The following is a 26,118-nucleotide window of genomic DNA, read 5'->3' as shown; positions in this document are numbered from 1 at the left end:
AAGCTTGGCAAATTAACTTGTTGTATTAACAAGGAGCACTTTTATATCAACAAAAGCACGTTAGCCAAATTGCTTTAAGAAGCGCACGTCATTTTGGAAAAATAAGCGCAAGTCATCAATACCGTAATACAGCATCGCAAAACGCTCAATTCCCATACCAAATGCAAAGCCTGTGTATTTGTCGCTATCAATACCGCAGTTGGTCAATACTTGTGGATGCACCATGCCGCAGCCCATCACTTCAAGCCATTTACCGTTATCATCTAAGATATCCACTTCTGCAGACGGCTCAGTGAATGGGAAGAATGAAGGACGGAAACGTACGGTCAGCTCTTTGGCAAAAAATGCTTCCAAGAACTCACTAATCAGACCTTTTAGCTCAGCAAAAGTGCTCGACTCGGTGACCATAAGGCCTTCTAGCTGATGAAACATCGGTGAGTGGGTTTGGTCTGAGTCGTTACGATACACACGGCCTGGGCAAATGATGCGAATCGGCGGCTCATTTTTTTCCATGGTACGAATCTGGACAGGACTGGTATGCGTACGCAGTAGATAATGCGCATCGAAATAGAATGTATCGTGCATCGCGCGCGCAGGATGGTGCGACGGGATATTCAACGCCTCAAAGTTATAGTAATCGCTCTCAACTTCAGGGCCAGTTGCGACATTGAAACCCGCTTGAATAAAATACTGCTGCATACGCTGAGTAATCATCGTTACTGGATGCAGATGACCTTTTTGACCACCGCGAGCAGGCAACGTAATATCAATGCTCTCTGCTTCTAGCTTGGCATTGAGCGCGGCGACTTCTAGCTGCTGCTGCTGATCAGTCAATGCTTGCTGAATGCGGCTACGTACCTCATGCAACCAGCCACCGTAGGTTTTTTTGTCGTCAGCATCGAGTTTGCCCATCTGCTTTGACCAGCCCGTCAATGGGCTCTTTTTGCCAGTCAATTGCACACGCAAATCTTGCAACGTACGCGCATCAGTTACTTGTAGAATCAAAGCTTCAGCAGCACTCGCAAAGTCAGTAAGCTGAGCTTCATTGAGCTCGTTTAGCTCTGAAGACAAGGTCGGTAGCGCCGACAAGTCGTTGGTAGCAGCAGGGTTAGTCATAAGACGCATTATTCCTGATTTGAACGGACTATTAATTGTAGGGGTTTGACCAAATATTGCAAACCATTTATCCAGTTATGTTTATATAAAAAATTGATATAAAGACTGGTTATAAGAATGGCTTGAGTATTTAGTCGATGACAAACGTATTTCGTATCGACAAAGCCTCGACGTCGAACAGGCATAGAATAATTTCATATAAAAAAAGCCACCGACCAGCGGTAGCTTTTATTAATATCGTACTATTAATCAATATTAGTTCTATTCGTTTAGATGCTTACTTAGATAAATTTTATATCTACTTAATCTCTAAAGAGTAGTTAATATTTATGCTAGTTCCGCTTTTGCTTTTTCGACCAATGCTGTGAAAGTCGCTGCATCATGCATAGCGATGTCTGCTAGAACGCGACGATCGATTGCGATGTTTGCTTTTTTCATGCCATTGATAAAGCGGCTATAGCTCAAACCGTTTAAGCGTGCACCAGCATTGATACGTGCGATCCAAAGACGACGGAAAGTACGTTTTTTGTTGCGACGGTCACGATAAGCATATTGACCAGCTTTGGTCACTGCCTGTACCGCTACGCGGTAAACACGTGAACGGGCACCGTAGTAGCCTTTTGCGCGTTTTAAGATTTTTTTGTGACGGCGATTTGCCTGTACACCACGTTTTACACGGGCCATAATTTACTCCAAGATTTTGTAATCACTGTTAAGCGAGTGATGATGCTGTCAAATAACAAACATCATTGTCAGATTGCAAAGTCAAATATCATTTCATCAGATAGTTTTCAATCAAAGATAGATGACGGTAGGCTATTAGATGTATGGGCACATACGACGAACTGCTGCTTCGTCAGACTTATGTACCAACTTAAGACCACGCAACTGGCGAATACGCTTAGGTGATTTCTTGGTCAAAATATGGCTTTTGAATGCTTGCTTACGTTTAAAGCCGTTTGCTGTTTTTTTGAAGCGTTTAGCGGCACCGCTTCTGGTTTTCATCTTAACTTTCATGATGATTTGCCTCTTTTTCTGTTTTAGAACCTGGTCGTCAAATAGTCATACCGAATAATCGTTATATAAATAACAACTAAACCTCTATTTGCCTCGAGGTGGGAGGCGCTATTTTAGCAGATAGTGCCTTGTTTTGCCAAGTAAAGTTTTGGCTAACCTTTACCTGGCAACAAAGACCGTTAATCAGCATGAGTAGCGCTGTAGCGCGGCTCTCAAAAACCTCATGAAAATGGTCAATTTTCATCCAAATAGATTGAATGTCAGCTGAAGCTGTGCTTAAGTAGATACTTAAGTTACATCATAATATGAGTGTCATGGAAGCACACTCATTTATTAAGTGTATACAGCTTTATTGTCTGTTCATCATTATTATGATTCTGCCAACCTATCGCATGATAAGTAGCATAATTGTTTGCCATCACTTTAGGAGATAGTGTGTCAAAGCAAGAGTTGGTATTTGAGGATTGCTTATTTGTTTTTGAGACAGTGATGCGCGTGCGTCATACCGAAATCGACTTGGGACAGCATGTGACCATCGAATCTCTGACTGCCCTTCTGTCCGAAGCGCGACTAAGGTTTCTACACGCTAAAGGTATTAAAGAAATCAATTCAGATAAACAGGGCTTGATTATTGATACATTGCAGTTGGTTATTTTGAGTCGTATACAAGCACGTGAAGAGCTTTTGTTTGAAGTCGGTGTTGAGCCAATATATGATAATGGCGGTAATATAGTGATAAAAGTTACCCGTATGCACACGGGCGAAACGGTCGTAAAAGCACGGCAGCATTTTAGAAATTATGATTTTAATCTCAATAAAGTGATTAAGCTTGATAACACAACCAAAGAGGCTCTATATCCTCATTTATTTAGGCTGTAAAATAGCGAGTCAATATCACCCTTTTCATTCTAATGCTCGCGCAGATTTCATATGACATCATATTTCAGATTTCAGAGCATTACAGATAGTCTTCTCGCTCTAATCATAACTCGCTCCAATCATAAGTAGTATAATTACTTATTGATATTTTTACTCTCTAACTATAAGACGACACATAAATTATGATTCTACCTGCTTGGCTGACTGCCGTAACTTTTAATGCTGATGGTTTGATTCCTGCAATTGCTCAAGATCATGAGTCAGGCCGTATTTTGATGATGGCTTGGATGAATGCAGAGGCATTACAGCTCACGGCACAAACGCAGACCGCGGTTTATTTTTCGCGATCGCGTGGCAAATTGTGGCACAAAGGCGAATCATCAGGTCATACGCAAACCGTCCACGATATTCGTCTAGACTGTGACGCAGACGTGATTGTGCTAAGCGTGACTCAAGCGGGCGGTATTGCTTGTCATACAGGCCGCGAGTCTTGTTTTTATCAGCGTTTAGATCTATCAGGCCAAACACCTGAATGGCAAACTGTCGATAAAGTATTGAAAGACCCTGCGGATATTTATCATTCTGATGAATCTGCTAGCACCAATTCTGAAAACGAAAATGCTAGCGCGACCACCCACTCTAATAACACTCAAGCGCAAGTCGATACTACTCAAGCGCCAATTGATAAAGGCTCTGTGCTACAACAGCTTGATCAGGTATTGGCAGAGCGCAAACAAGCCGATGCCGACAGCTCTTATGTCGCCAGTCTATACGCTAAAGGTTTGAATAAAATATTAGAAAAAGTCGGTGAAGAGAGTACAGAGAGCATCATTGCTGCCAAAGATTTTGCTCACTGTGATGAAGGTAAAGACAAAGCTGCTTTTGAGGCGGCGCGCCATGAGCTGATCTATGAAGTGGCAGATGTCTGGTTTCATACTTTAGTCGGACTGGCATGGTTTGACATAGAGTCAGATGCGGTATTGAACGAACTGGGTCGACGGTTTGGCTTATCAGGTATCGACGAAAAAGCGGCTAGATAGTTATTGAGATACAAAAAAAAGCATCGACCCTGTTTGATTATTGTTGATTTCACCTATTTGTAATAACTGCGGGTTATAATATAGCTCTGTTTTATCTCGCATTATATGTGATGCTTTTTTTTGATACAAAAATCTTTTATCAACACAAAGCAGGTTTTATCAACACAAAGCAGACATATAAAGACTGAAAACTAAGTCACAAAACCAGGTCACAAGGATACCATTATGGGTAGTTTTTCTATTACGCATTGGCTGATACTATTGGTCGTCGTCGTTGTCGTGTTTGGCACTGCAAAACTAAAAAATGCTGGCAAAGATTTGGGCGGTGCGGTTAAAGGCTTTAAAGAAGCGGTCAAAGATGAAAACACAGAGCATGCCAAAAAACGCGTGGTGCTTGACCATGATGGCACTGCCCATACCGACGAGCGCCCAACAACCACTAAGGTTGATGACAAGCATAATGTATAGCCTCTAGACAGTGACATCGGACCATTATGTTTGATATCGGGTTTTCTGAACTACTTCTCTTTGGCGTAATCGCCCTAATCGTTTTGGGCCCAGAAAAACTGCCACAGGCAGCGCGTACGGCTGGGCAATGGTATGCCAAAATTCGCCGCACCGTCTCGACCTTGCAATCTGAGATAGAGGCAGAGCTGGACTTGGCTGAAACGCGCCAACAAATGCAAAAAGAGCTGGCCAAAATTCGCCAAACTGAAGCCGATATGAGGCGTGAGATGGCGGAGATGCGCGGTAATATGAAGGCTTTTGAAAGCTCACATAGTCCATCTTCAATGTCTGATGACGTCGCAAGTAGTAGAGATAGCGAAAATAGCAAAGAGAACGGAACAAAGCACAATCAACCAGCCGCGCCAAAAGCGTTTGACTATAGTTATACAACTGACAGTCATGCCACTGAGGCGCACGAAGACACTGCAGAAAATAACCAACTGTCGAAGAGTGACCACAGCGATGCTGATAGTGATGTGGTCGATAAGGACAACATGGCGCAAGCTGCCCAAACCTTCTCTACTAGGCCATGGGAAAATATGTGGTTCCGTTTGGGTGCTTACGATAAAGCCCGTCGCCTCCCAATGCCGCCTTATCTACCGAACTATAAAGCCGATACCTTACTAAATAGCTCGGTAAGTACGCAGACTTCTGATAATAAGCAGGGGACTGACTGATGCAACTACTCAAACGAAAAAAAAGCCGCCAAGAAAAACTCACTGATTTAGATATTCCTGCTTTAGATGGTATTGATCAAAACGATAAAGCAACAACTGATAGCACTCAAAATGAATCATCAGATGATGTTTTAAGCGCATTGGGTGACATGCCTATCACCGAGCATTTGATTGAGCTACGCCGCCATTTGATCAAAATATGCGTGGCTGTCTTGATCATCTTTTTGGGTTTGGTCGGTTACTCACGTGAGCTTTATAACTTCTTATCAGATCCGTTGGTGGCGCAATTACCTGCTAACTCAACCATGATTGCCACAGATATCACCTCGAACTTTATGGCACCGATACGTTTGACGGTCTTCGTCGCCGCCTTTTTGGCAATGCCTTATATTCTTTATCAAATTTGGTCGTTTGTCGCGCCAGGGTTATATAAAAAAGAAAAGAGAATCGCTATTCCAGTGCTGCTGTCTTCTATATTTTTGTTTTATGCAGGTGTGGCTTTTTCTTATTTTATTGTGCTCAAAGGGGTCTTAAAGTTTTTTATTATGTTTGCCCCGCAAAACGTATTACCGATGACCGATATCGACAGTTATCTGAGTTTTGCTTTAAAGCTATTTATGGTGTTTGGCTTGACGTTTGAGATTCCAGTTGTGACCTTGCTATTGATATTGGCAGGCATTGTCTCCATTCAGAGTCTAGAAGAAAAACGTCGGTATATCATTGTCGGCTGTTTTGCTGTCGCTGCCGTGGTCACGCCGCCTGACGGGGTATCGATGCTGATGCTAGCGATCCCAATGTGGTTACTGTTTGAGCTTGGGTTATTTTTGGCAAAAATTTTGATCAAAGAAGAACCTAGCACTGATCTGATATCAACCGTCAAAGAATAAAGTATTTACCCGTCTGACTTATCTTGTTTTCTTCTTGCCCCACGCGTAAGCTTAGTGCTTATTGTCACGATTGAGTACCGCCATCTATAAGCCATTGTCGATCCAGTGGCTTTTTTTGCCCCTTGTGTTTTTAATCACTTTTGTATTTAGGTAGCTTTATTATGTCCGCATCGATGCCAGCTTATATGAGCGATCCCACTGATGAGCAGCTCGCCGCGCTGAATATGGCGATGGACCACAAATCATTTAAAGTGGTGGCGTATGCAGGCGCTGGTAAGACCACGACACTAAAGCTAATCGGTGAGCGCTTGCGAGGTCGCGGACTGTATCTGGCCTTTAACAAAGCGATTGCCAATGATGCTCGCTCAAAGTTTCCACCACATGTAGAATGCCGCACTTTTCACTCGCTAGCCTATCGTCATGTGGCGCGTGATATCACCGCCAAGCTATCTTTGCCGCGCTTTTCACCCAAGCGCCTCGGTGATGATTTGGGATTGCAGCCTGTGCAAGTCCGTCGGCAAATGGATGGCGTTAACAAATACATTACGCTGACGCCAGCACGATTGTCTCGGTTCGTCAGTGATGCAGTAAGTAACTTTTGTAGTACACATGCCAGCTATCCTGCACCAAGGCACATACTGTTCCCAAGCTGGCTCGATGCCTCAGACGCCGAGCAACTACGTGAGATGCTCTACCCTGCTGTTGAGCAGCGCTGGCTACAGTCGATCGATGCGCGTCATCCTGCGGGCATTGGTCATGACATTTATCTCAAACTATGGGCATTGTCTAAGCCGAGTATTCCTGCGGACTTTATCTTATTTGACGAAGCGCAAGATGCTGATCCATTAATGATGGGTATTTTGACTCAGCAGTCGAGACAAGTAATCTATGTGGGCGATGCGCATCAGCAGATTTATGAATGGCGCGGCGCGGTCAATGCGATGAAAAAACTACCCCTACCGCAGACACTATTGACGCAATCTTTTCGCTTTGGTGAGCCGATTGCAGAAGTGGCAAATACCTTACTAAAAGCACTGCAAGAAGACGTACCGTTAAAGGGCAATCCAAACAAACAGTCTTCTACTGATAAAGGTATGGTACACAGTAAAAAGGACGCCATTTTATGCCGTACCAATGCTGCGGCGATGTCGCAGTTGTTGACAGGACTAAAGCACGGGCATCGCGTGGCGCTACAAGCCGATACCGACCGTATGCTCAAATTCTGCCAAGCAGCGGAAAACTTAAAAAATGGTAAATCGGCTTATGGTGTACCAGAGCTGGCTTATTTCTATAATTGGGGCGATGTACAAGAGTACGCTGAAACCAATGAAGGCAGTGATCTTAAAACACTGGTCAAATTGGTCGATGATCATGGAACTAATGTGCTCAGCCAAGCGGTCAATAGCTTGACCAGCATCGAAAATGCGGATTATGTCATCTCTACCGCGCATAAAGCCAAAGGGCTTGAGTGGGGTAAAGTACAACTAGATGATGATTTTTACTACGATGTGACTACCAATGCGGTCAAGATAAGTCCAGAAGAGCTGCGCTTGCTCTATGTCGCTTGTACTCGGGCGCAGAATAATCTAGATATCCACAATATTAAAGACTTAATATCTGGATTACAGACGGGCAAAAAAGTGATTTTTGGCAATACTTAGTCACTTTTCATATTTGCCAATTTAAGTCCCTAGTCTATTTCTATTTATAACGACCTTTTAGCAGTGAATAACCAGCATGAATCAGAACCAACAACTTCAAGAACGCCAAAATACCGTTAACCAGTTATTTGCAGCTCCCGTCCGACTCCTCGCACCCATGGAAGGCTTAACCGATCCTTTGATGCGCCAAATCTTAACGCAGATTGCGACGGATTTGGGTCGTCCTTATGATTGGTCAGTAAGTGAATTTATTCGTATCACGCAGCATGTCTTGCCAGCCCATGTGTTTTATAAATACGTGCCAGAGTTACATCACAATGCCAAAACCGCCTCCGGCACGCCGATTCATGTGCAGATATTGGGTAGCGACGCGCAGCTGATGGCAGAAAACGCCACTTATGCTGCCGAGCTTGGTGCACCTGCGATTGATATTAACTTTGGTTGCCCTGCCAAGACCGTTAATAGCCATCGCGGCGGCTCGGTGCTGCTTGACGAACCTGAAACCATGTATCAGATTATCAGTGCGGTACGTAAGGCCGTTCCTGCTCATATTCCTGTGTCTGCCAAGATTCGCTTGGGCTATACAGATACTAGCCGAATGGATGACATTCGCGGCGCAATTGCTGCAAGTGGCGCTGACTGGTTGACCATCCATGCACGCACTAAAACCCAAGGTTATAAGCCGCCTGCCTATTGGGACAAAATCCAGAGTTTTAATGCGCTCGATATTCCAGTCATTGCCAATGGGGAAATTTGGAACTTTGAGCATGCGCAAAACTGTATGGCGCAAGCAGGTACACAGCATTTGATGCTTGGGCGCGGTGCAGTCACGCGTCCTGACTTGGTTGCACAAGTTGATAATGATGATGATGATGATGATGAAAGTGGAGAGAGTACGACAACCTTGTTCTGGCAAGATTTGATTGCGCATCAGATTCAGTTTTTGGAAGGTGAGGCAAAGAACGATGTGGTACTGGTTGGGCGTTATAAACAGTGGTTAGGGATGCTCACCAAAGGCTATGCTGAGGCGCAAACAGTGTGGGAAAGTATCAAGCGAGAGAAAAACAAAGCGGTGATTATTCGTGCACTACAAGCGAGTGTTCAAGAATAATCACCTATTCTGATCTGATGTATTTGATAAGTATGGATGGGCAGCGCTATACACTGACTCGTATCGCTAAATAAAACAGCATCAGACAGCATGCCATTGATAATACCCAAAGGATAGAGCGAAACGTCGATAAGTTGGTGATGTACGCGGTGCAATAACCAATCCGAATAATCACATAGAGCCAAGCCAATACGTTGATAATCGATTGTGGTACAAAGAACAGCATAGCCACCAGCACTGCCGCCAAAAATACCGGTAAAGTCTCATAACTGTTTTTTTGTGCAGCATCAGCACGTGCCGCCATCCCTGTCGCATTTTTGAAAAAATCGCGAGGATGTGCATTATTTCTGACCCTAAAGCCGCCAGATACTTTTGCAATTATTGATACAGCCCATGGCAATAAGCTCGCTACCACCATCGCCCAAATGGCAGACGCAACTTTATCAGAAACCAAGTCAAAAAATGCACTGATCATTATATAAGTCCTTAGCCTGCAATCACTTCAAAATCATGGGTGATATTAACCCCACCCGCGACCAGCATGCGACTGGCTGAGCAGTATTTTTCTGCGGATAAATGAATGGCTTTTTCAACCTGTTTGTCTTTAATGTCTTGACCAGTAACCACAAAATGCAGGTGAATATCGGTGTAAACGGCTGGTGTGGTCTCGGCACGTTGCGCAGTTAGCTCACAACGCACGTCTGTCACTGCTTGACGTGATTTTTGGAGGATTGACACCACATCGTAGCTCGCACAACCACCCAGCCCTAATAAAACCAGCTCCATTGGGCTTGAGCCTTTTTCTTTGTCCGCATCGATTTGTACATTATGTCCTGACGGTGACACACCCATAAAGGCTTTGTTCTCTTGCCATGTAACGCTTGCTTTTGATTCTGACATTGTGAATGTTCCTTACTTTAATTGGCATATTGCCTATTTTTATTGTTTGAAATATATGCAGCTTAGCTAGTGTAGCATAAGCCAAAGCAAGATTTTATAAAGCCATTGTTTGGCTATGGTGTCGTGAGAAAACAATTTCTTGATCTCACCCTCTTTTTTAATAAATGATTTGAGCACTATGCAGCTATCGTTACTCGCATCAATATTTATTAAATTTTTATTTGAAAAACCTACAAAAGTTTGCTTATAAATAGTTGATTTTAAAAGGTAAAACTCGTGAAACATTTTATAGCAAAATACTGTTACACATTTTGCTTGTTTCTTGGTTTAATAACGGTAATGAATCTTGTTTTGAGCTGATATCGATAACAATCACCTTATAATAATTACGATTGCTATCATGGTTTTAATTCAAAACGAGCTATTTTTAAACAAATTAAAGGGTTTAGTCATGATAGATGCAGACGGCTTTCGCGCCAATGTCGGCATCATCTTGGCAAATACACAAGGGCAGGTTCTGTGGGCAAAACGCATTGGTCACAACGCTTGGCAATTTCCGCAGGGTGGTATCGACCGCGGGGAGACGCCGATGGATGCAATGTATCGCGAGCTCTGGGAAGAGGTCGGTTTACATCCGCGTCATGTGGACTTATTAGCAGTCACCCAAGACTGGCTGCGCTATCGTCTGCCAAAACGCTATGTACGTCATGGCCAGCACCCCTTATGTATTGGGCAAAAACAAAAATGGTTTTTGCTACGCTTAGATGAGCCAAACACCCAACATATCCGCTTCGATGAAGGGAAGCCTGAATTTGACCACTGGCAATGGGTCAGCTACTGGTATCCACTCGGACAAGTGATCCACTTTAAACGAGGCGTTTATCGTCGCGCCTTACAAGAATTGGTACGAGAACTTCCCTTAAAGCAAGAACTGATCATTCCTGAGCAAAACAATCATTTGATTCAGTCTTAATTTACGAAATGTTCTTTTACCTTTTTATATAAATGATGAAAAGCCTGTATCCAGTGATACAGGCTTTTTTTATTAAATATGAGTAAGGCTAAAGCGTATTCTAGGGTTTGATAGCAATTTTTAATACGCCATCACGTTGATGCATAAATAAGTCATAGGCTTCTACAATATCGTCTAGTGCGTAGATATGCGTGACCATTGCTGATAAATCGACACGCCCTGACTCAACCACATTCAATAGACGACGCATACGCTCTTTACCACCTGGACATAAGGCGGTACGGATCGTGTGATCACCAAGACCAGCCGCAAAATGTGCCATCGGGATTTTTAAATCTTCGGAATATACGCCAAGGCTTGAGAGTGTGCCACCTGGTTTCAATACTTTAAGACATTGCTCAAATGTAGATTGTAAGCCTAGCGCCTCAATACTGCTATCAACACCGCGACCACCAGTGATTTTCATGATCTCGTCAATGACATCAACTTCGTTAAAATTGAGAGTGATATCTGCTCCCAGCTTTCTGGCCATGGCTAAGCGCTCGTTATTGCCATCGATAGCGATGATCGTTGATGCACATCTAAGCTTTGCGCCAGCGGTCGCGCACAAGCCAATTGGTCCTTGCGCAAATATCGCAACGATATCACCGATTTTTATATTGGCATTTTCAGCACCTTTAAAGCCTGTTGACATAATGTCTGGGCACATCAAAACTTGCTCATCGGTCAGACCATCAGGTACAGGTGCTAGGTTAGCCTGCGCATCAGGTACCAATACGTATTCGGCTTGCGTGCCATCGATGATATTACCAAAGCGCCAACCACCAGTCGCTTTATAGCCATGACAAGCACAGGTACCATCTGGTCCAATGTAACCGCCATCTTGTGAAGGGAAACCATCTTGACTGGCATAAGAAGTAAAACTTGGACAAATCGCACCAGCGATGACTCGTTGACCTTCTTCATAACCCATCACCGCATTACCAAGCTTTTCGATAATGCCCACTGGCTCATGACCAATAGTCAGCCCTTTAGCAACAGGATATTCACCCTTAAAGATATGAATATCAGTACCGCAAATGGTCGTTGTGGTGATTTTTAGCAAAGCATCATTTGGCCCAACATCGGGTATCTTCTTATCAGTGATTTCGATCTTACCTGGCTCAACAAATATTAGTGATTTCATCATGCTCATGCCACACTCCTTGTTTTAACCCTTATTTGGACATAATAGAGTTTGATACCCTACTCAATGAGTGTAGGCCATAAAAGTGACACTTTAAAGCAAAATCCACAATTACTTTATGGTTTTAAAAACTACTGATAAATTCACGTGAAATGAAATATAGATACAGCCGAAAATAAGTGATGACTTTTACTCACTATCAATTGAATGCGGATACTCTCGACTGACAATATGCGCGGTAATCTCTGCACCTTTTCCCTTCTCTTGTCTCAAGGTTAAAATACTCTGGGTTCGTGTTCCATAAGTAGGCTTGCTGGTGTCAGCATTGCCAAAGCTCACAGGCTCAATATAGACAGAGGACAAGGTTTGCTCAAGCTCAGTGCTCATCCCTGTATCTGGTAGCTGATCATCTGGTGCCTTGGTATTATCTGACAACACATTGAATGCAGCTGCTTGCCAGTAGCTAGCCGCGCTGTCTTCGGCAATTAGCGGTAGCACTTCTTGGCGAAAACGACCACGCAACCGCTCAGTCTTAAACCAAATGTCCTCTGGCTGACCGTTAGAAAGCACGTGTAGACCTGTATGCAGTGGCGTGGGAGCATGACCGCGATTATTAACGATGACCGCTTGCCGAGCGTCACCGATAATCAGATTAAAGCCCGCATAAGCTTGTAATTCAATCTGTCGTGCAAACGCCATCGGACTGAGCGTACTGGTCAAAAAACGCGTGACCAACTCACCACGAGAACGTTCATCTGAACCTGCCTGCACACCATCACGAAAGTTGAGTACCGCCGCCCAGCGTCCATTTTTCTGATAAATAGTGTCATCCTCGCCTACTGTATCTGTTAGCGACTGCTGATGAATACCTAGCCATGTGCCGCCACTTTGACGGTCACGCCCTGCATAAATCGGCTGATCAGACCATTGATGCAGCGGCTCTGTCGGACGCTGCAAAAACTCATCGCGATTAGACAATAGCACTAATGGCAGCTCGTCAAACAACTGCCAAGCAATGGCGACAATACACATAGTATTCCTTTTATAATCGTTTGTTAGGCACGAGATTTTTGGTAAAAACCAAAATCATCACTTAAAACTGATTTGCTCAGCAAGTATCATTTATCGATCACCACTCAATATCTTATTGGCAGGGTAACTGATTTGCGATGTTGTACGTATCACCTGTGACTGCTTACTTGGCACGTTAAACTCCCACGCTACCATGCCTTGATTGTCATTCCAATTGCGCTCCGTGACAGGCGGCGTGTGGGTGACTGCGACTTTGAGACTGTCATCACGGCTAATAGGCTCGCTACCCAATACTTGCAAGCGCACAGTGCGGTTATGCTGATTGGTAAATTGATAGGCCTTAGTCATTGTTAAGGTTTGTGTACGGTTCAGCACGCCTTTTTCACCTTGCTTGTCTTCATTGATTAGCTCTTTGACCATCATGCTGGGATCACGGCCAAAACCAATTCCCTGCTCTTTTAACACCTGATAGTTATAGCGCGACTGTCCAACATAGTTGTCATCACGGTACAGCTGTAGTGAGCCATCTACCCACTCTGGGGTCAAAAATGGCGCTGATGCGTACCAATAGGCAGCTTTCTCAACGCTCGGGGTACTACGAACCCAAAGTTTGCTACTGCCAGACTGCTCACCAATGACAGTGCGTACTCGCCTGCCACCACTGGGTATCGTCACTCGCTGCGGCAAGCGATATTCAATAATACCGTTTTTGTTTTGGCTACTGACGGTGAAGTTCGGCAATGGTGCCATATTTGGTGCTCTATAATCGTCGCTATAACCTTCTCTGGCAAATACTACGACAGGCGTGTTATCCGACATAGGTATTGCATACTCAACATTTTGGTTTTCTTCATAAAGTGATAGGCGCGGCACATGAGGCAGTCGCCCTGTCGCACTTTGGTTAGGGTTAGCAGTACTAAGGGTCACAGGGACGTTTGTCCAGTTCTCGCCGGTTTGTTGGGCGATAATCGCAGAGGCGGTGATATTTAGCTGCTCGCTATTGGTGTTGAGACGCGCTTGATAGGTGGGCTCCCAGCCTGCGCCTTGCACCTGATAATGCAATTTAATGCTACTTGGCGCGCGACTGGCAGTGCGTACACTCACCTGTGTCACATTACTCGCCGTTGACATGACACTGCCTGCCATCAGCTGATTCAGTGCCTCTTGGGCGCGTGCTTGGCGCTGCTGAATGTCCAAAATCTTTTGGTTAAGACTGTTCGCTTGAGTCTCTATATCGCGTGTGTTGTTGGCGATAGTCCCTTCGGTATTGAGTTGCGTAACTGTGGTCAAATTCTGCAAGTAGGCTTTTGCTAAGCGCGCCGCCTCTAATTCCGCATTAATACTAGCCAAGGTATTTTGCTGTATTTGTACCTTGGCGTCACCTTGATATTGGCACTGGATTGCTTGCTCTCCTGTTAACTCTTCAATACTGATTTCACCAATATTGACATTACCCACCGCCTGTACGCTGAGACTGTCTTTATCCATATAAGCTGATAGGCACGAAAATACCACGGTTTGCTCACCATTCCCTGTGATAGGCAATGAACGTGTCACACTCGCCAGCCCTTGATAAACCGTCACTTGCTCGATACTACTCGTTGCCGCCTGGGCGACGGGTAACCCTAATACTGTACTGCCACCAAGCACAAGTGGCAAAACCATAAGGCGCGATCGTTGCGAGCGCCGTGATGAGGTGCGAGCAGGAGCCGTTAGGCCAGACCACTGTGTTCGGTATGCGTTCATATATCTTTCCTTAGAAGTGAAATCGATCATGGCGTCAGCGTAATATATTCATGAGATAAGTATGTGAAATAATGTCTATTCTATAAGCATTACCGTAGCCGTTTTGCAGATTTTTAGCAATAAGTGCTTTTAGCAACCTATGTGCTTATATCAGCTCTTCTCTATGTCGTGACTTTGTTTTTACATTGCACCAATTTTTCATCTCCTTCCCCGTTATGGTGCAGCTTATTAACAATCGTGCACTAAATTAACGAAAATAACAGACAATATTTATTTATTGCTCAATTATTACGCGATTATTGGCTTTTTTGACTTGGCACGGAACTTGAACGCTTAATAACTGTTCAGGAGCAGTACTTTATCTTTTGTGTCTATTTAGGAGATGTCCATGTTTTCATTACCCACTTTAGCCAATCCTCAGTTTATTGACGCTCAATCACACGGCAAAATCAAATCACGCTTTTCGTTACTAGCAATTGCCGTCGTTGGTAGTCTGAGCCTCGCTGGCTGTCAAAAGCCTGCCGAAACTGCGACATCGACAGAGACAACGACTGAAACTACAATAGAGACAACGACCACTCCTGCCGCTGATGGCGACACGATCAAAGTAGGCATCTTGCACTCGCTATCTGGCACCATGGCCATTTCTGAAACCTCGCTAAAAGACACCGCACTTATGACCATTGACGAGATCAACGCCAATGGCGGTGTGCTCGGTAAGCAACTAGAGCCAGTAGTCGTCGATCCTGCCTCTGATTGGCCATTGTTTGCCGAAAAAGCCCGTCAGCTGCTCACTCAAGACAAAGTCGATGTGATTTTTGGTGGTTGGACATCAGTATCGCGCAAGTCAGTATTGCCAGTGGTTGAAGAGCTGAACGGCTTGATGTTTTATCCAGTGCAGTACGAAGGCCAAGAGCAATCAGAAAACATCTTTTACACTGGCGCCGCGCCCAACCAGCAAGCCATTCCAGCGGTAGAGTATTTGATGAGTGAAGAAGGCGGCGGTGCAGAGCGCTTTGTATTGTTGGGTACGGATTACGTCTATCCACGCACTACCAATCAGATTTTGAAGGCATTTTTGAAATCAAAAGGCGTGGCTGATGCAGACATCATGGAGGAATACACGCCATTTGGTTTTAGCAACTACCAAACCATTGTCTCGAATATTAAGAAATTCTCAACAGGCAAAAAGACTGCGGTGATCTCTACCATCAATGGCGACTCAAACGTGCCGTTCTATCGTGAACTTGCCAACCAAGGTATCAAAGCCTCAGATATTCCCGTCATGGCGTTCTCAGTCGGTGAAGAAGAGCTGCGCGGTATCGATACCAGTTTGCTACAAGGTCATTTGGCGGCATGGAACTACTTTATGTCGATCAAAAACCCAACCAATAGCGATTTCACCAAACGCTATAAGCAATACGCGCTGGACAAAAACCTACCTAATGCCGACAAAGTCGTGACCAATGATCCGATGGAGGCCACCTATGTGGGTATCAATATGTGGAAACAAGCCGTTGAAAAAGCAGGCACCACCAATGTCGATAAAGTACGTATTAGCATGGCGGGACAAACCTTTGATGCGCCTTCTGGCTACACCCTAAAGATGGATGACGAAAATCATCATTTATGGAAGCCTGTGATGATTGGACAAATTCGTACGGATGGTCAATTTGACATTATCTACAAAACTCCAGAAGTTATCCAAGCGCAGCCATGGAGCGAATACATCCCTAAATAAACGGTCTCCTAAATAAAGTTGTACTGAAAAATGCATGGATAGTCGGTAGATGGATAAATGAGATAAATAAGCCAACGCCTACTCTCCATATTGATTTTCAACACTTATTTTCAAAATTTCAAACACCTCAAAACCTTATCATCACTTCTACTGCTTAGTCCGCTAAGCAGCAGAAGCTAAGGGTTTGTTGTCTGTAAAAACAGGGAGCCGCACATGCAGCGCCATACTTTACGCCCGTTTGCAGGGCAAACATCATCCGAACATGGTAATAGTCCAAAAGCATCAGTTAGTGAAGTCATGCAGCACGCGGCTCGTTTTTCCATCTATGCACCGCTACAGTTACTTGCATTGATTGCATTATTCATAACCGCCACTGCCCATGCTGACAACGATTCCCAATCGGCAAATATCGCCATTGTCACCTCAGAGTCGATGACCGATGGCAATGACACACTACGCACCAATAACGAGCAATCATTGACTACGCCTACACAAGCCTCAGCTGCCATATCAGGCGATGCTATCCAACAATTTGTGGCGGGCGATTTTAGTAAGCGCCAAGCCATGTTAAGTGATTGGCCAGGGTCAATTGAGAGTTTGGACAGTTTTGTTGAGTTGATTGCCAATGATGAGCTGTATCAAGGCAAAGGCGGACAGACTTATTTACTCAACGCAGAGGATCAGCTATTTACGTATCCTGACAGAAAAGAAACGAACGATTGGCCAAGTGATCTATCACAAATCACCCTGACCAATGCCCTACGCTCGGCGCTTATTTTTGGACAAGCAAAGGTAAAACTGGAGTCTGACAAGCCAGCACAGCGCCTGCAAGCGGTGGATATTTTGGCTGATAATATTGACCAAGTCGATCCAGCCATTATTACAACGGCCGCCGCAAATGAGGACAATGCCACCGTTCAAAAAGCACTAACCGCACTACAGGCACGTATTGATTTTAAAAATGGCGACCTACCTACTCAGATTGCAGCGGTCAATCTACTCGCTGATAGCGACAGCCCGCAGGTATTGGTTGATATTGAGTCTGCCCTTGCATCTGACAACTTAGATCCGACGCTTGAGGCGGCACTTACCGATGCCAGAGATAGCGTGGCACGCCGTATCCAGATAAGCACATGGACAGGTCATATTTTCACTGGGATGAGTACCGCCAGCATTTTATTGCTCGCGGCACTTGGCCTTGCGATTACTTTTGGACTGCTTGGCGTAATTAATATGGCGCACGGTGAGCTGATTATGATTGGCGCGTATACCACTTATATGGTGCAAAATTTCTTCCAAGCTTATCTGCCGAATATGGCTGGCTGGTATTTGCTTGCCGCTATTCCAGCTGCGTTTTTGGTCAGTGCCATCATCGGTATGATTATTGAGCGTATTGTCATTCGTCCGCTGTATGGTCGTGAGCTAGAGACCCTATTGGCAACTTTTGGCGTCAGTCTAATCTTAATGCAATTGGTGCGAATGATTTTTGGCGCGCAAAACGTTGAAGTTAGCAATGTGGCGTGGCTCAGCGGTGCGTATCAAGTGTCATCAAGTTTGGTACTGCCTTATAACCGTATCGCCATCATCGTGTTTACGGTCATCGTCGTGGCGCTACTGGTGTACTTGCTCAATAAGACTCGCTTTGGTTTGTTTATACGTGCCGTCACTCAAAACCGTCAAATGGCACGTGCCGTCGGTATCCCTTCTGCGCGCATCGATATGATGGCATTTGGTTTGGGTTCTGGACTGGCTGGTATGGCAGGCTGCGCGCTGGCTCAAGTGGGCAACGTGGGTCCTGATCTGGGTCAGACGTATATTATCGATACCTTTTTGGTAGTCGTCGTTGGCGGAGTTGGACAAGTATGGGGCGCGGTTTTGGCCGCCTTGGGATTAGGTGTCAGTGGCACGGTGCTTGAGATTGGCATTGGCGCGGTATTGGCCAAGATTGTGTTGTTGGTTCTTGTGATTCTGTTCATTCAGAAGCGGCCACAAGGTTTATTTGCGCTCAAAGGCCGCTTTGTCGAATAAGGAGACTCTTATGATACTGACCAAATTACTGTCTGATACAAGGCGCAGCGCCATTTTAATCGGTTTGTGCTTTGCGGTGCTATTAATACTCCCTTGGCTGCACTTAATGCCAGAGGCATCACCCTTTCACCTATCCGCCTACTGGATTACCCTGATTGGCAAAATCATGGCACTGGCAATGGTGGCCTTGGCACTAGATCTTGTCTGGGGTTATGCTGGTATTTTGAGTTTAGGGCATGGTCTATATTTTGCGCTGGGTGGTTATGCGTTTGGCATGTACTTAACGCGTGAGACTGCTGGCGATGGCCTGCCTGACTTTATGCGTTTTTTGAGCTGGACTGAGATGCCATGGTATTGGGCGGGCACGCAGCATTTTTGGTGGGCGATGGCATTGGTGGTTTTGGTGCCAGGGGTGATTGCCTTTATCTTTGGTTTTTTTGCTTTCCGCTCAAAAATCAAAGGTGTTTATTTTTCTATCATTACTCAAGCCATGGTTTATGCCGCCGCCCTGCTATTCTTTCGTAACGAGACAGGATTTGGTGGCAATAACGGCTTCACGGGCTTTACCACGCTTCTAGGCTACGACATTACTGCTGCCTCAACCCGTGCGGTGCTATGTTTTGTCACTGCCTTGGCGCTCCTCTTGTCTTACATGGGACTGCGTTATTTGATGAATCAGCCGTACGGGCGAGTGCTAGGCGCGATTCGCGATAGCGAAAACCGCTTGCAGTATTTAGGCTATCGCACGCTATGGTACAAGCTCTCCGCTTGGGTATTATCCGCTGTCATTGCTGGTATCGCAGGTGCGCTCTATGTGCCGCAAGTCGGCATTATCAATCCAAGTGAAATGAATCCTGTTAACTCCATTGAAATGGCAGTTTGGGTAGCGACTGGTGGTAGAGGCAGTTTGATTGGCGCGATTTTAGGTACTGGTGTGGTGAACGCGGTAAAAACCTACTTTACGGTTGCCTACCCTGAGTTTTGGCTATTGATTTTAGGCGGACTATTCGTTGTGGTCACGTTGTTTTTACCCAATGGCATTATGGGCTTGTTCGATCGCTTTAAAAAGGAGAAAGAGTAATGCTAACTGATAAATCAACAACGTCCGAGCAGCCAACCAATGAGTATGGGCGTACTCATGGTGGTACGGGTCGCAGCCATCCAAAGCCGTCAGGCGTTGATTTTAGCCATGGTATTGCGCTATATCTAGAAGATGTGAGCGTTTGGTTTGACTCGTTTCGGGCCCTTAACAATCTGTCGCTCTATATTGAGGAAGGTGAGCTACGCTGTATTATCGGCCCCAATGGCGCGGGCAAAACCACACTGATGGATGTCATCACTGGTAAAACCCGCCCTACCGAAGGCAGCGTGTTTTTTGGTCAAACGCACAATCTTGCCAGCCTATCTACCGAAGAAATCGCTGAGGCTGGTATTGGTCGTAAATTTCAAAAACCCACTGTCTTTGAAAACTTCACCGTCATGGATAATTTGCTACTTGCCGCGCCAAAAGACAAGCGCGTTGTCAAAAGCTTGTTCAATAAACTTGATGCCGATACTCGCGATACTCTCGATGCCACCCTTGAGCAAATCCGCCTGACTGACAGAATCAATAAGCCAGCTGGCCTGCTCTCTCATGGTCAAAAACAGTGGCTAGAGATTGGCATGCTACTTATGCAGAGTCCCAAACTGATCTTGCTCGATGAGCCAGTAGCCGGTATGACCGACGCCGAAACCGAACATACTGCCGAGCTGTGTCTACGACTAAAGAAAAATCATACCTTAGTGGTGGTCGAGCATGACATGACCTTTATCGATGCGATTAGCGAAAAAGTCACGGTATTGGCTCAAGGTGCGATATTGGCCGAAGGTACCTTGGCGGAAGTGCAAGCTAATGAAGCGGTGATTGAGTCCTACTTAGGTCGATAATTGGGGCACCAATTCAATACATCGCCCGCCAATAAACCGCGAAACTATGCAAATGCCAAGCTATGCAAATTCGAAACCATGCAAATATTAAAAATCATTGAAAGATTAGGAGACCGTCATGTTACAAGTCAATGGTATCAATCAATATTACGGCGGCAGTCATATTTTACGAGATGTCTCACTCACAGCGCCTGTCGGTGCGTGCAGCGTGGTACTTGGCCGTAATGGCGTGGGCAAGACCACCTTACTCAAATGCTTAATGGGGATATTACCGATCAAATCAGGGCAAATTTTGCTCAATGACCAAGACATCAGCAAACTCTCACCCGAGCAGCGTGTGCGAGCAGGACTGGCTTATGTGCCGCAAGGTCGCGATATATTCTCGACACTGACGGTAGAAGAAAATATATTGATCGGTATGGCAAAGTTTTCACGCGCTAAAGCTAAACAAGTACCCAAGCATTTATATGACATTTTTCCAGTGCTTGATGAGATGAAACATCGCCGCGGTGGTGATTTGTCCGGCGGTCAACAGCAGCAGCTTGCCATTGCTCGTGCGCTCGCCTCCGAGCCTTCAGTACTGATTTTGGATGAGCCGACCGAAGGTATACAGCCGTCTATCATTAAAGATATCGGCCGTGTGCTTCGGGACTTGGCTGACAAAGGGGACATGGCCATTGTACTGGTCGAGCAGTTTTATGAGTTTGCCGAAGAGCTCGCTGACAACTACACCGTATTATCACGCGGTAAGGTCGTGTCTCAAGGTGCAGGCGATACGATGGCCGACAACAAAGTACAGGATCTAGTCGCCATCTAGCTGCATTTACTTAACCGCATTTATTTATGAGCACTTGGTAGTGACCACTTAAAAACGATAGAGATCACATTTTTATCTTAAATTGTTAGCTACCAAGACTATATATCATCATGAAAACCCACCCCAATCACAGTCAATTTTTTATCTCACTTTTTATCTTTTTTGGCTCTTAGCATAGATATTATGCACTACCTCAAAAACTTAAATTGCCAATAACCTCTGATTGGGTTGGAGCAATTATGTATGCTGGGCGCATGAAATTTGCTATTATAGTCAGCACTTTATTATCAATATTATGACACCCTTATGATGATTCATCCTCAGTACGATCCTGTCGCCTTGGCACTTGGGCCCGTCGAAGTCCACTGGTATGGGCTGATGTATTTACTGGCGTTTGCTGCCGCTTACGGTCTGGCATGGTATCGGAGCACCAAGCGTGAGGGCTGGACAACAGATATGGTCTCAGATCTCGTGTTCTTTGGTGCACTGGGCGTCATCTTAGGTGGTCGTGTCGGTTACGTATTGTTTTATCAATTTGGCGAGTTGCTACAAAACCCTGCCTACCTCTTCAAGGTTTGGGAAGGCGGCATGTCATTCCATGGTGGCCTGATTGGTGTCATGCTGGGGATGCTGTACTTTGCTCGCAAATATAAAAAGACCCCGTTTCAAGTACTCGATTTTATCGTGCCTTGCGTCCCGACAGGCTTGTTGTTTGGTCGTATTGGTAACTATATCAACGGCGAGCTATGGGGCCGTGTCTCTGATAGTGGCTATAATTGGCTCACCTACTTTCCCCAAGCGGCTGGCTTTGATATGCAGCAACTACAGGCCAATCCTGAACTACAAGAGGTGATGACTGAGGTCAATGGTCAGTACTTATTACCTCGTCACCCATCACAACTGTATGAAGCCTTTGCCGAAGGTCTGCTGTTATTTTTATTCCTTTGGTGGTATTCATCAAAACCTCGTCCGCGCATGGCAGTGACTGGTGTCTTTATGCTGGGCTATGGCTTGAGCCGCTTTATCATTGAGTTCTTCCGTCAGCCAGACGTTGACCAAGGATTTATTTTGTTAGGTTGGGTGACCAAAGGGCAAATATTAAGCACCCCGATGATTATTATCGGTCTATTCTTGATCGGTTACGCCTATAAGCGTGGCATCTACGATTGGGGTAAGCATGCCGCTTACTAAGGCTCTCGCCTTACCGATGAAACGATTAATCACTTGAATAAGAGGGTACGCCTCATAACGCCTACCCTAGCAATACTTTTAACAATGATAGCGTCTATATGGATTACTAGCCTAATCTGTGGACGCTGTCAGCAGTAATTAAAGAGCACTTTTATGAGCAATGGCACCCAAAGTAACAACGAGCAAGCGTATCTTGATTTGCTGCGCCACGTCTTAGACAACGGTACTGAAAAAGGCGACCGCACGGGTACGGGTACGCTGAGTCATTTTGGCGCACAGCTGCGGTTTGACTTAGCGGCAGGTTTTCCACTATTGACGACCAAAAAAGTTCACTTCAAATCTATCGCCTATGAGCTGCTGTGGTTTTTGAGTGGCAGCACCCACGTTCAGTATTTGCAAGACAATGGCGTGCGTATCTGGAATGAATGGGCGACAGCGGAGCAGACCGCACGCTTTAACCGTCCTGCAGGCGACTTAGGTCCCGTATATGGTCATCAGTGGCGTAACTATGGTGCAAGTAAAGGCGCGGACGGCAGCTATAACGATGATGGTGTCGATCAAGTCGCACAGGTCGTTGAGCAAATCAAAACCAATCCCAACTCGCGCCGCTTGATTGTCTCTGGCTGGAATCCGGGCGAAGCAGAGCAAGTGGCGCTACCGCCGTGTCATACGCTGTTCCAGTTTTTTGTGGCAGACGGTAAACTCTCCTGCCAGCTATATCAACGTTCGGCTGATCTTTTTTTAGGTGTGCCCTTTAACATTGCCAGTTATGCGTTATTGACGCATATGGTTGCGCAAGTGTGTGGTCTGGAGGTTGGTGAGTTTGTTTGGACAGGTGGTGATTGCCATATCTACCAAAACCATCGTGAGCAAGCTGAGCTACAACTGACACGTTCGCTATATACACCGCCAACATTGACACTGAACCCAGAGGTTAAAGATATTTTTGCCTTTGAATACGACGATATTAGCGTCAATAACTATGATTCTCACCCGACCATCAAAGCCAAAGTTGCCGTTTAACAGAGTCTTATTCACTATCGTAAATAAGACCATGAGTTAAAAATATAGACGTTTAAAAATATAATAGAAAGGACACATTATGAGTTATGCCCACACTGAAGTTGCCCAAATCGCCGCCATAAGTAGCAATCGCTGTATCGGTAAGAACAATGAGCTGCCGTGGCATATCTCACAAGACCTGCAGCACTTTAAACAGTTGACCACACGTGACCCGCAGAATACGGCCTCGAGTAGCGATATGCAAGGCATCGTCATCATGGGTCGCAAGACGTTTGAATCAATGGGTAGTAAGCCTTTACCAAAGCGTGTGAACTTCATTGTCTCCACTCAGATGGACTATGCAGAGCAAAAAGGACTGGTAGGACACGCCCATGCGCACGTGGTTCACAACTTAGATGACGCCCTGACGCATGCCGCAAGTTTGGCACATGGACTGCATTTAGATACCATTTGGGTGATCGGCGGTGAGCGTATATTCAATGATGCCATGATGTACACGGATCGCATTGAGCTGACGCACGTAGACACCGAAATTACCGATGGCGATGCTTTTTATCCTAAGCTACCCGCGCGCTATAAAGTAGCTGAGGAGTCTGAGCAGATGCATGACGAAAAGAGTGCGTTAGATTTCAAATTTGTGACTTATAGAGTAGAGAAGACTGACCAATAGTATTTGATTAACTCAAAAAAAGGGCTGTCGCAAATAAATCAAATTATCTGCGGCAGCCTTTTTTTTGGACGCTATCAAGTTATTGGTAAAAATAATAGATCGAGCTACTCGTGCAATACTTTATAAACCGTTTTTGCCAGTACAGGTCCAATGCCCTGCACGCCTGCAAGTTCCTGCTGTGACGCGCCAAGCAGTTGCTGCATACCGCCAAAGTGATTGAGCAAATCGCGGCGGCGCTTTTCACCAAGACCTGGTATCACCTCGAGCACCGATGATGAACGACGCTTGTCGCGTTTTTTACGATGCGCGGTAATCGCAAAACGATGCGCCTCATCACGAATATGCATCAGTAAATGCAATGCTTTGCTATCCATAGGTAAATCAAGCGGCTCATGATCTAAAAAGTGCAAGACTTCGAGTCCCGCCTTACGCCCTTCCCCTTTGGCAACACCAATGAGCAAGGTATCACCAAGAATACCCAATTCAACCAGTACTTCTTTTGCCATACTCAGCTGACCTTTACCACCATCAATCAGCAGCAAATCAGGCAACGGCTGCTTTTTATACCGCCTTGTCAGCACTTGTTTCATCGCTGCATAGTCATCGCCGCCTTGGATATCATGAATCGCATATTGACGGTAATCACGCCTGCGCGCGCCGCCTTGATCAAACACCACGCAGCTACCGATGGTCGCCTCGCCCATGGTATGGGAAATATCAAAACACTCAATCCGATCAATGGTGCGATCAGTCACCTCAGCCAGTACGTCTTTTAGCGCGCCAAAGCGTGCATGTAGCTCCAAATAATCGCCCAACTTAGTTTTTAGCGCATTACTGGTATTCAGCGTTGCCAAGTCCAGCCACTCTGAGCGATGCTCACGTACATTGGTTTTGATGACCACTTTATTGCCAAAATGCGTTGCGAGAGCCTCGCTTACCGCTACCTGATCAGGAATCTCATGGCTTAATATAATCTCGGCTGGCAGATCGTCGGTCACCTGAAAATAAAACGAGGTAATAAAAGCCGATAGGTTATCTGCTAGCGGCTCGCTACTGTCCACATCAGGGAAATAGTTTTTGCCACCTAACACACGACCACCGCGTACGGTCAGCACGTTGACACAAGTCATGCCAGCCTGACTAGCAATCGCAATCACATCTGCCTCACCTTGCACCGTATAGACGGCCTGCTTTGCTTGCACTTCGCGTAGCATCGACAGCTGATCACGATAAAGAACGGCTTTTTCAAAATCCAGTGCTTCAGCCGCGCCTTCCATCTTCTCAATCAGCGTGCTATGAATATCGCTAGAATCTCCCTTCAAAAAGCGAATGGTATTATTAACGTCCTCTTTATATTCTTCTGGCGATACCAAGCCGACACAGGGCGCACGGCAACGCTTAATCTGATACTCCAGACAAGGACGCTGACGCTGCTTAAAAAAAGTATTGGTACATTGGCGCATTTGAAACATTTTTTGCATCAACACGAGCGTTTCTTTTGCTGCATGGGCAGAGGGGAATGGGCCAAAGAAACGGCCTTTTTGATGATTGCCTTTGCCGCGCCCATACGCCAAACGTGGATAAGGCTTATCCGCTGAGATAAACACGTATAGATACGACTTATCATCACGCAGCAAGACGTTATAAGGCGGGCGATACTCTTTAATTAAGTTCTGCTCGAGCAACAGCGCTTCGGTCTCACTACGCGTGATGATGGTCTCAATATTATGAATCCGTGCCACTAGCGCCCGCGTTTTTGGATGATCAATCGTCTTTGCAAAGTAACTGTTTACACGGCTCTTTAACGACTTGGCTTTACCAACGTATAAAATATCGCCGTTTTTGCCCAGCATTTTATATACCCCTGGCAAATTGGGCAGGTTCTTGATCAGATGCTTAAGACGGGCTTTTTTATCATCGACAGGACTCGACTCTGAGACAGTAACCATAGAATGTATTGCTCTTAAAAATCTTAGTAATACTGCTAGTT

25 protein-coding genes are annotated in these 26,118 nt (G+C 45.4%); 16 read left to right on the top strand and 9 right to left on the bottom strand.

The genetic code is table 11. From position 1 onward, the window contains the following. Positions 1-60: 60 nt before the first annotated feature. From pheS to rpmI, 3 genes are all read right to left on the bottom strand, one after another. On the bottom strand, positions 61-1,116 hold the full coding sequence (gene pheS / locus ACTXGK_RS16595; protein ID WP_371533097.1) for a phenylalanine--tRNA ligase subunit alpha: 1,056 nt from the start codon (positions 1,114-1,116) through the stop codon (positions 61-63). Between the two features lie 327 nt (positions 1,117-1,443). Continuing rightward, entirely contained in the window at positions 1,444-1,800 is a 357-nt protein-coding gene (gene rplT, locus ACTXGK_RS16590) for a 50S ribosomal protein L20 (RefSeq protein ID WP_011281252.1), read from the bottom strand. A 135-nt stretch (positions 1,801-1,935) separates the two neighbouring features. Further along, positions 1,936-2,133: a 50S ribosomal protein L35 gene (gene rpmI, locus ACTXGK_RS16585; RefSeq protein WP_062845610.1), complete on the bottom strand. Its 198-nt coding sequence runs from the start codon at positions 2,131-2,133 to the stop codon at positions 1,936-1,938. A gap of 435 nt (positions 2,134-2,568) precedes the next feature. On the opposite strand from rpmI, the gene ACTXGK_RS16580 reads away from it, so the two are divergent. The 7 genes from ACTXGK_RS16580 to ACTXGK_RS16550 all read left to right on the top strand — a co-directional run bounded on the left by ACTXGK_RS16580 (position 2,569) and on the right by ACTXGK_RS16550 (position 8,895). Beyond that, positions 2,569-3,012, top strand: a complete 444-nt coding sequence (locus ACTXGK_RS16580; RefSeq protein ID WP_443517292.1) for a thioesterase family protein — start codon at positions 2,569-2,571, stop codon at positions 3,010-3,012. Between the two features lie 182 nt (positions 3,013-3,194). After that, a complete protein-coding gene (gene hisI, locus ACTXGK_RS16575) occupies positions 3,195-4,052 on the top strand; it encodes a phosphoribosyl-AMP cyclohydrolase (protein ID WP_443517293.1) in 858 nt (285 codons plus the stop codon). Positions 4,053-4,277: 225 nt separating this feature from the next. Continuing rightward, positions 4,278-4,520, top strand: coding sequence for a Sec-independent protein translocase subunit TatA (gene tatA / locus ACTXGK_RS16570; protein ID WP_201600244.1), 243 nt, complete (start codon positions 4,278-4,280; stop codon positions 4,518-4,520). A 26-nt stretch (positions 4,521-4,546) separates the two neighbouring features. Continuing rightward, positions 4,547-5,236 carry a Sec-independent protein translocase protein TatB gene (tatB, locus tag ACTXGK_RS16565; protein ID WP_443517295.1) on the top strand — a complete coding sequence of 230 codons (690 nt, stop codon included), beginning with the start codon at positions 4,547-4,549 and terminating at the stop codon, positions 5,234-5,236. Further along, a complete protein-coding gene (tatC, locus tag ACTXGK_RS16560; protein WP_443517297.1) occupies positions 5,236-6,123 on the top strand; it encodes a twin-arginine translocase subunit TatC in 888 nt (295 codons plus the stop codon). The genes tatB and tatC overlap by 1 nt, the downstream gene beginning before the upstream one ends. A 161-nt stretch (positions 6,124-6,284) precedes the next feature. After that, positions 6,285-7,784, top strand: a complete 1,500-nt coding sequence (locus tag ACTXGK_RS16555; protein ID WP_443517299.1) for a UvrD-helicase domain-containing protein — start codon at positions 6,285-6,287, stop codon at positions 7,782-7,784. A 76-nt stretch (positions 7,785-7,860) separates the two neighbouring features. Then, on the top strand, positions 7,861-8,895 hold the full coding sequence (locus ACTXGK_RS16550; RefSeq protein ID WP_443517301.1) for a tRNA dihydrouridine synthase: 1,035 nt from the start codon (positions 7,861-7,863) through the stop codon (positions 8,893-8,895). Positions 8,896-8,941: 46 nt separating this feature from the next. Here the strand turns inward: ACTXGK_RS16550 and ACTXGK_RS16545 are convergent, their stop codons facing one another. Together ACTXGK_RS16545 and ACTXGK_RS16540 are read right to left on the bottom strand one after the other, a co-directional pair. Further along, positions 8,942-9,370 (bottom strand): MAPEG family protein, encoded by a 429-nt coding sequence (locus ACTXGK_RS16545; RefSeq protein ID WP_371533090.1) that lies wholly within the window; start codon positions 9,368-9,370, stop codon positions 8,942-8,944. Between the two features lie 11 nt (positions 9,371-9,381). Beyond that, a complete protein-coding gene (locus ACTXGK_RS16540; protein WP_075106436.1) occupies positions 9,382-9,795 on the bottom strand; it encodes an OsmC family protein in 414 nt (137 codons plus the stop codon). Between the two features lie 451 nt (positions 9,796-10,246). Here ACTXGK_RS16540 and ACTXGK_RS16535 point away from each other — a divergent pair, with 451 nt between their 5' ends. After that, positions 10,247-10,768, top strand: a complete 522-nt coding sequence (locus ACTXGK_RS16535; RefSeq protein WP_114701778.1) for an RNA pyrophosphohydrolase — start codon at positions 10,247-10,249, stop codon at positions 10,766-10,768. Between the two features lie 100 nt (positions 10,769-10,868). Here the strand turns inward: ACTXGK_RS16535 and ACTXGK_RS16530 are convergent, their stop codons facing one another. From ACTXGK_RS16530 to ACTXGK_RS16520, 3 genes are all read right to left on the bottom strand, one after another. Further along, complete coding sequence (locus ACTXGK_RS16530; RefSeq protein ID WP_443517304.1) at positions 10,869-11,963, bottom strand: NAD(P)-dependent alcohol dehydrogenase; 1,095 nt, start codon at positions 11,961-11,963, stop codon at positions 10,869-10,871. Between the two features lie 180 nt (positions 11,964-12,143). Further along, entirely contained in the window at positions 12,144-12,986 is an 843-nt protein-coding gene (locus ACTXGK_RS16525; protein WP_443517306.1) for an NRDE family protein, read from the bottom strand. Between the two features lie 90 nt (positions 12,987-13,076). Then, complete coding sequence (locus tag ACTXGK_RS16520) at positions 13,077-14,732, bottom strand: DUF4139 domain-containing protein (protein WP_443517308.1); 1,656 nt, start codon at positions 14,730-14,732, stop codon at positions 13,077-13,079. Positions 14,733-15,120: 388 nt separating this feature from the next. On the opposite strand from ACTXGK_RS16520, the gene urtA reads away from it, so the two are divergent. The 8 genes from urtA (at position 15,121) to ACTXGK_RS16480 (ending at position 24,128) form a co-directional block, all read left to right on the top strand. Then, positions 15,121-16,473 carry an urea ABC transporter substrate-binding protein gene (gene urtA / locus ACTXGK_RS16515; RefSeq protein ID WP_443517310.1) on the top strand — a complete coding sequence of 451 codons (1,353 nt, stop codon included), beginning with the start codon at positions 15,121-15,123 and terminating at the stop codon, positions 16,471-16,473. Between the two features lie 432 nt (positions 16,474-16,905). Next, entirely contained in the window at positions 16,906-18,501 is a 1,596-nt protein-coding gene (gene urtB / locus ACTXGK_RS16510; RefSeq protein ID WP_443517408.1) for an urea ABC transporter permease subunit UrtB, read from the top strand. Between the two features lie 10 nt (positions 18,502-18,511). Then, on the top strand, positions 18,512-19,582 hold the full coding sequence (urtC, locus tag ACTXGK_RS16505) for an urea ABC transporter permease subunit UrtC (RefSeq protein WP_443517312.1): 1,071 nt from the start codon (positions 18,512-18,514) through the stop codon (positions 19,580-19,582). Beyond that, positions 19,582-20,427 carry an urea ABC transporter ATP-binding protein UrtD gene (gene urtD / locus ACTXGK_RS16500; protein WP_443517314.1) on the top strand — a complete coding sequence of 282 codons (846 nt, stop codon included), beginning with the start codon at positions 19,582-19,584 and terminating at the stop codon, positions 20,425-20,427. Before urtC ends, urtD begins: the two co-directional genes overlap by 1 nt. 118 nt (positions 20,428-20,545) lie before the next feature. Then, positions 20,546-21,244 carry an urea ABC transporter ATP-binding subunit UrtE gene (gene urtE / locus ACTXGK_RS16495; RefSeq protein ID WP_443517316.1) on the top strand — a complete coding sequence of 233 codons (699 nt, stop codon included), beginning with the start codon at positions 20,546-20,548 and terminating at the stop codon, positions 21,242-21,244. A 306-nt stretch (positions 21,245-21,550) separates the two neighbouring features. Beyond that, positions 21,551-22,435 (top strand): prolipoprotein diacylglyceryl transferase, encoded by an 885-nt coding sequence (lgt, locus tag ACTXGK_RS16490; protein ID WP_443517318.1) that lies wholly within the window; start codon positions 21,551-21,553, stop codon positions 22,433-22,435. Between the two features lie 153 nt (positions 22,436-22,588). Then, complete coding sequence (locus ACTXGK_RS16485; protein WP_443517319.1) at positions 22,589-23,458, top strand: thymidylate synthase; 870 nt, start codon at positions 22,589-22,591, stop codon at positions 23,456-23,458. 79 nt (positions 23,459-23,537) lie between these two features. Further along, positions 23,538-24,128: a dihydrofolate reductase gene (locus tag ACTXGK_RS16480; RefSeq protein ID WP_443517321.1), complete on the top strand. Its 591-nt coding sequence runs from the start codon at positions 23,538-23,540 to the stop codon at positions 24,126-24,128. 104 nt (positions 24,129-24,232) lie between these two features. On the opposite strand, the gene uvrC is transcribed toward ACTXGK_RS16480, so the two are convergent. Next, on the bottom strand, positions 24,233-26,077 hold the full coding sequence (uvrC, locus tag ACTXGK_RS16475) for an excinuclease ABC subunit UvrC (protein WP_371532830.1): 1,845 nt from the start codon (positions 26,075-26,077) through the stop codon (positions 24,233-24,235). Between the last annotated feature and the right edge of the window lie 41 nt (positions 26,078-26,118).

It is taken from the genome of Psychrobacter sp. T6-5 (assembly GCF_052258485.2).
Lineage (GTDB): Bacteria > Pseudomonadota > Gammaproteobacteria > Pseudomonadales > Moraxellaceae > Psychrobacter.
The sequence above is the reverse complement of the archived record's forward strand: the minus strand, read 5'-3'. Positions and strand labels throughout refer to the sequence as shown.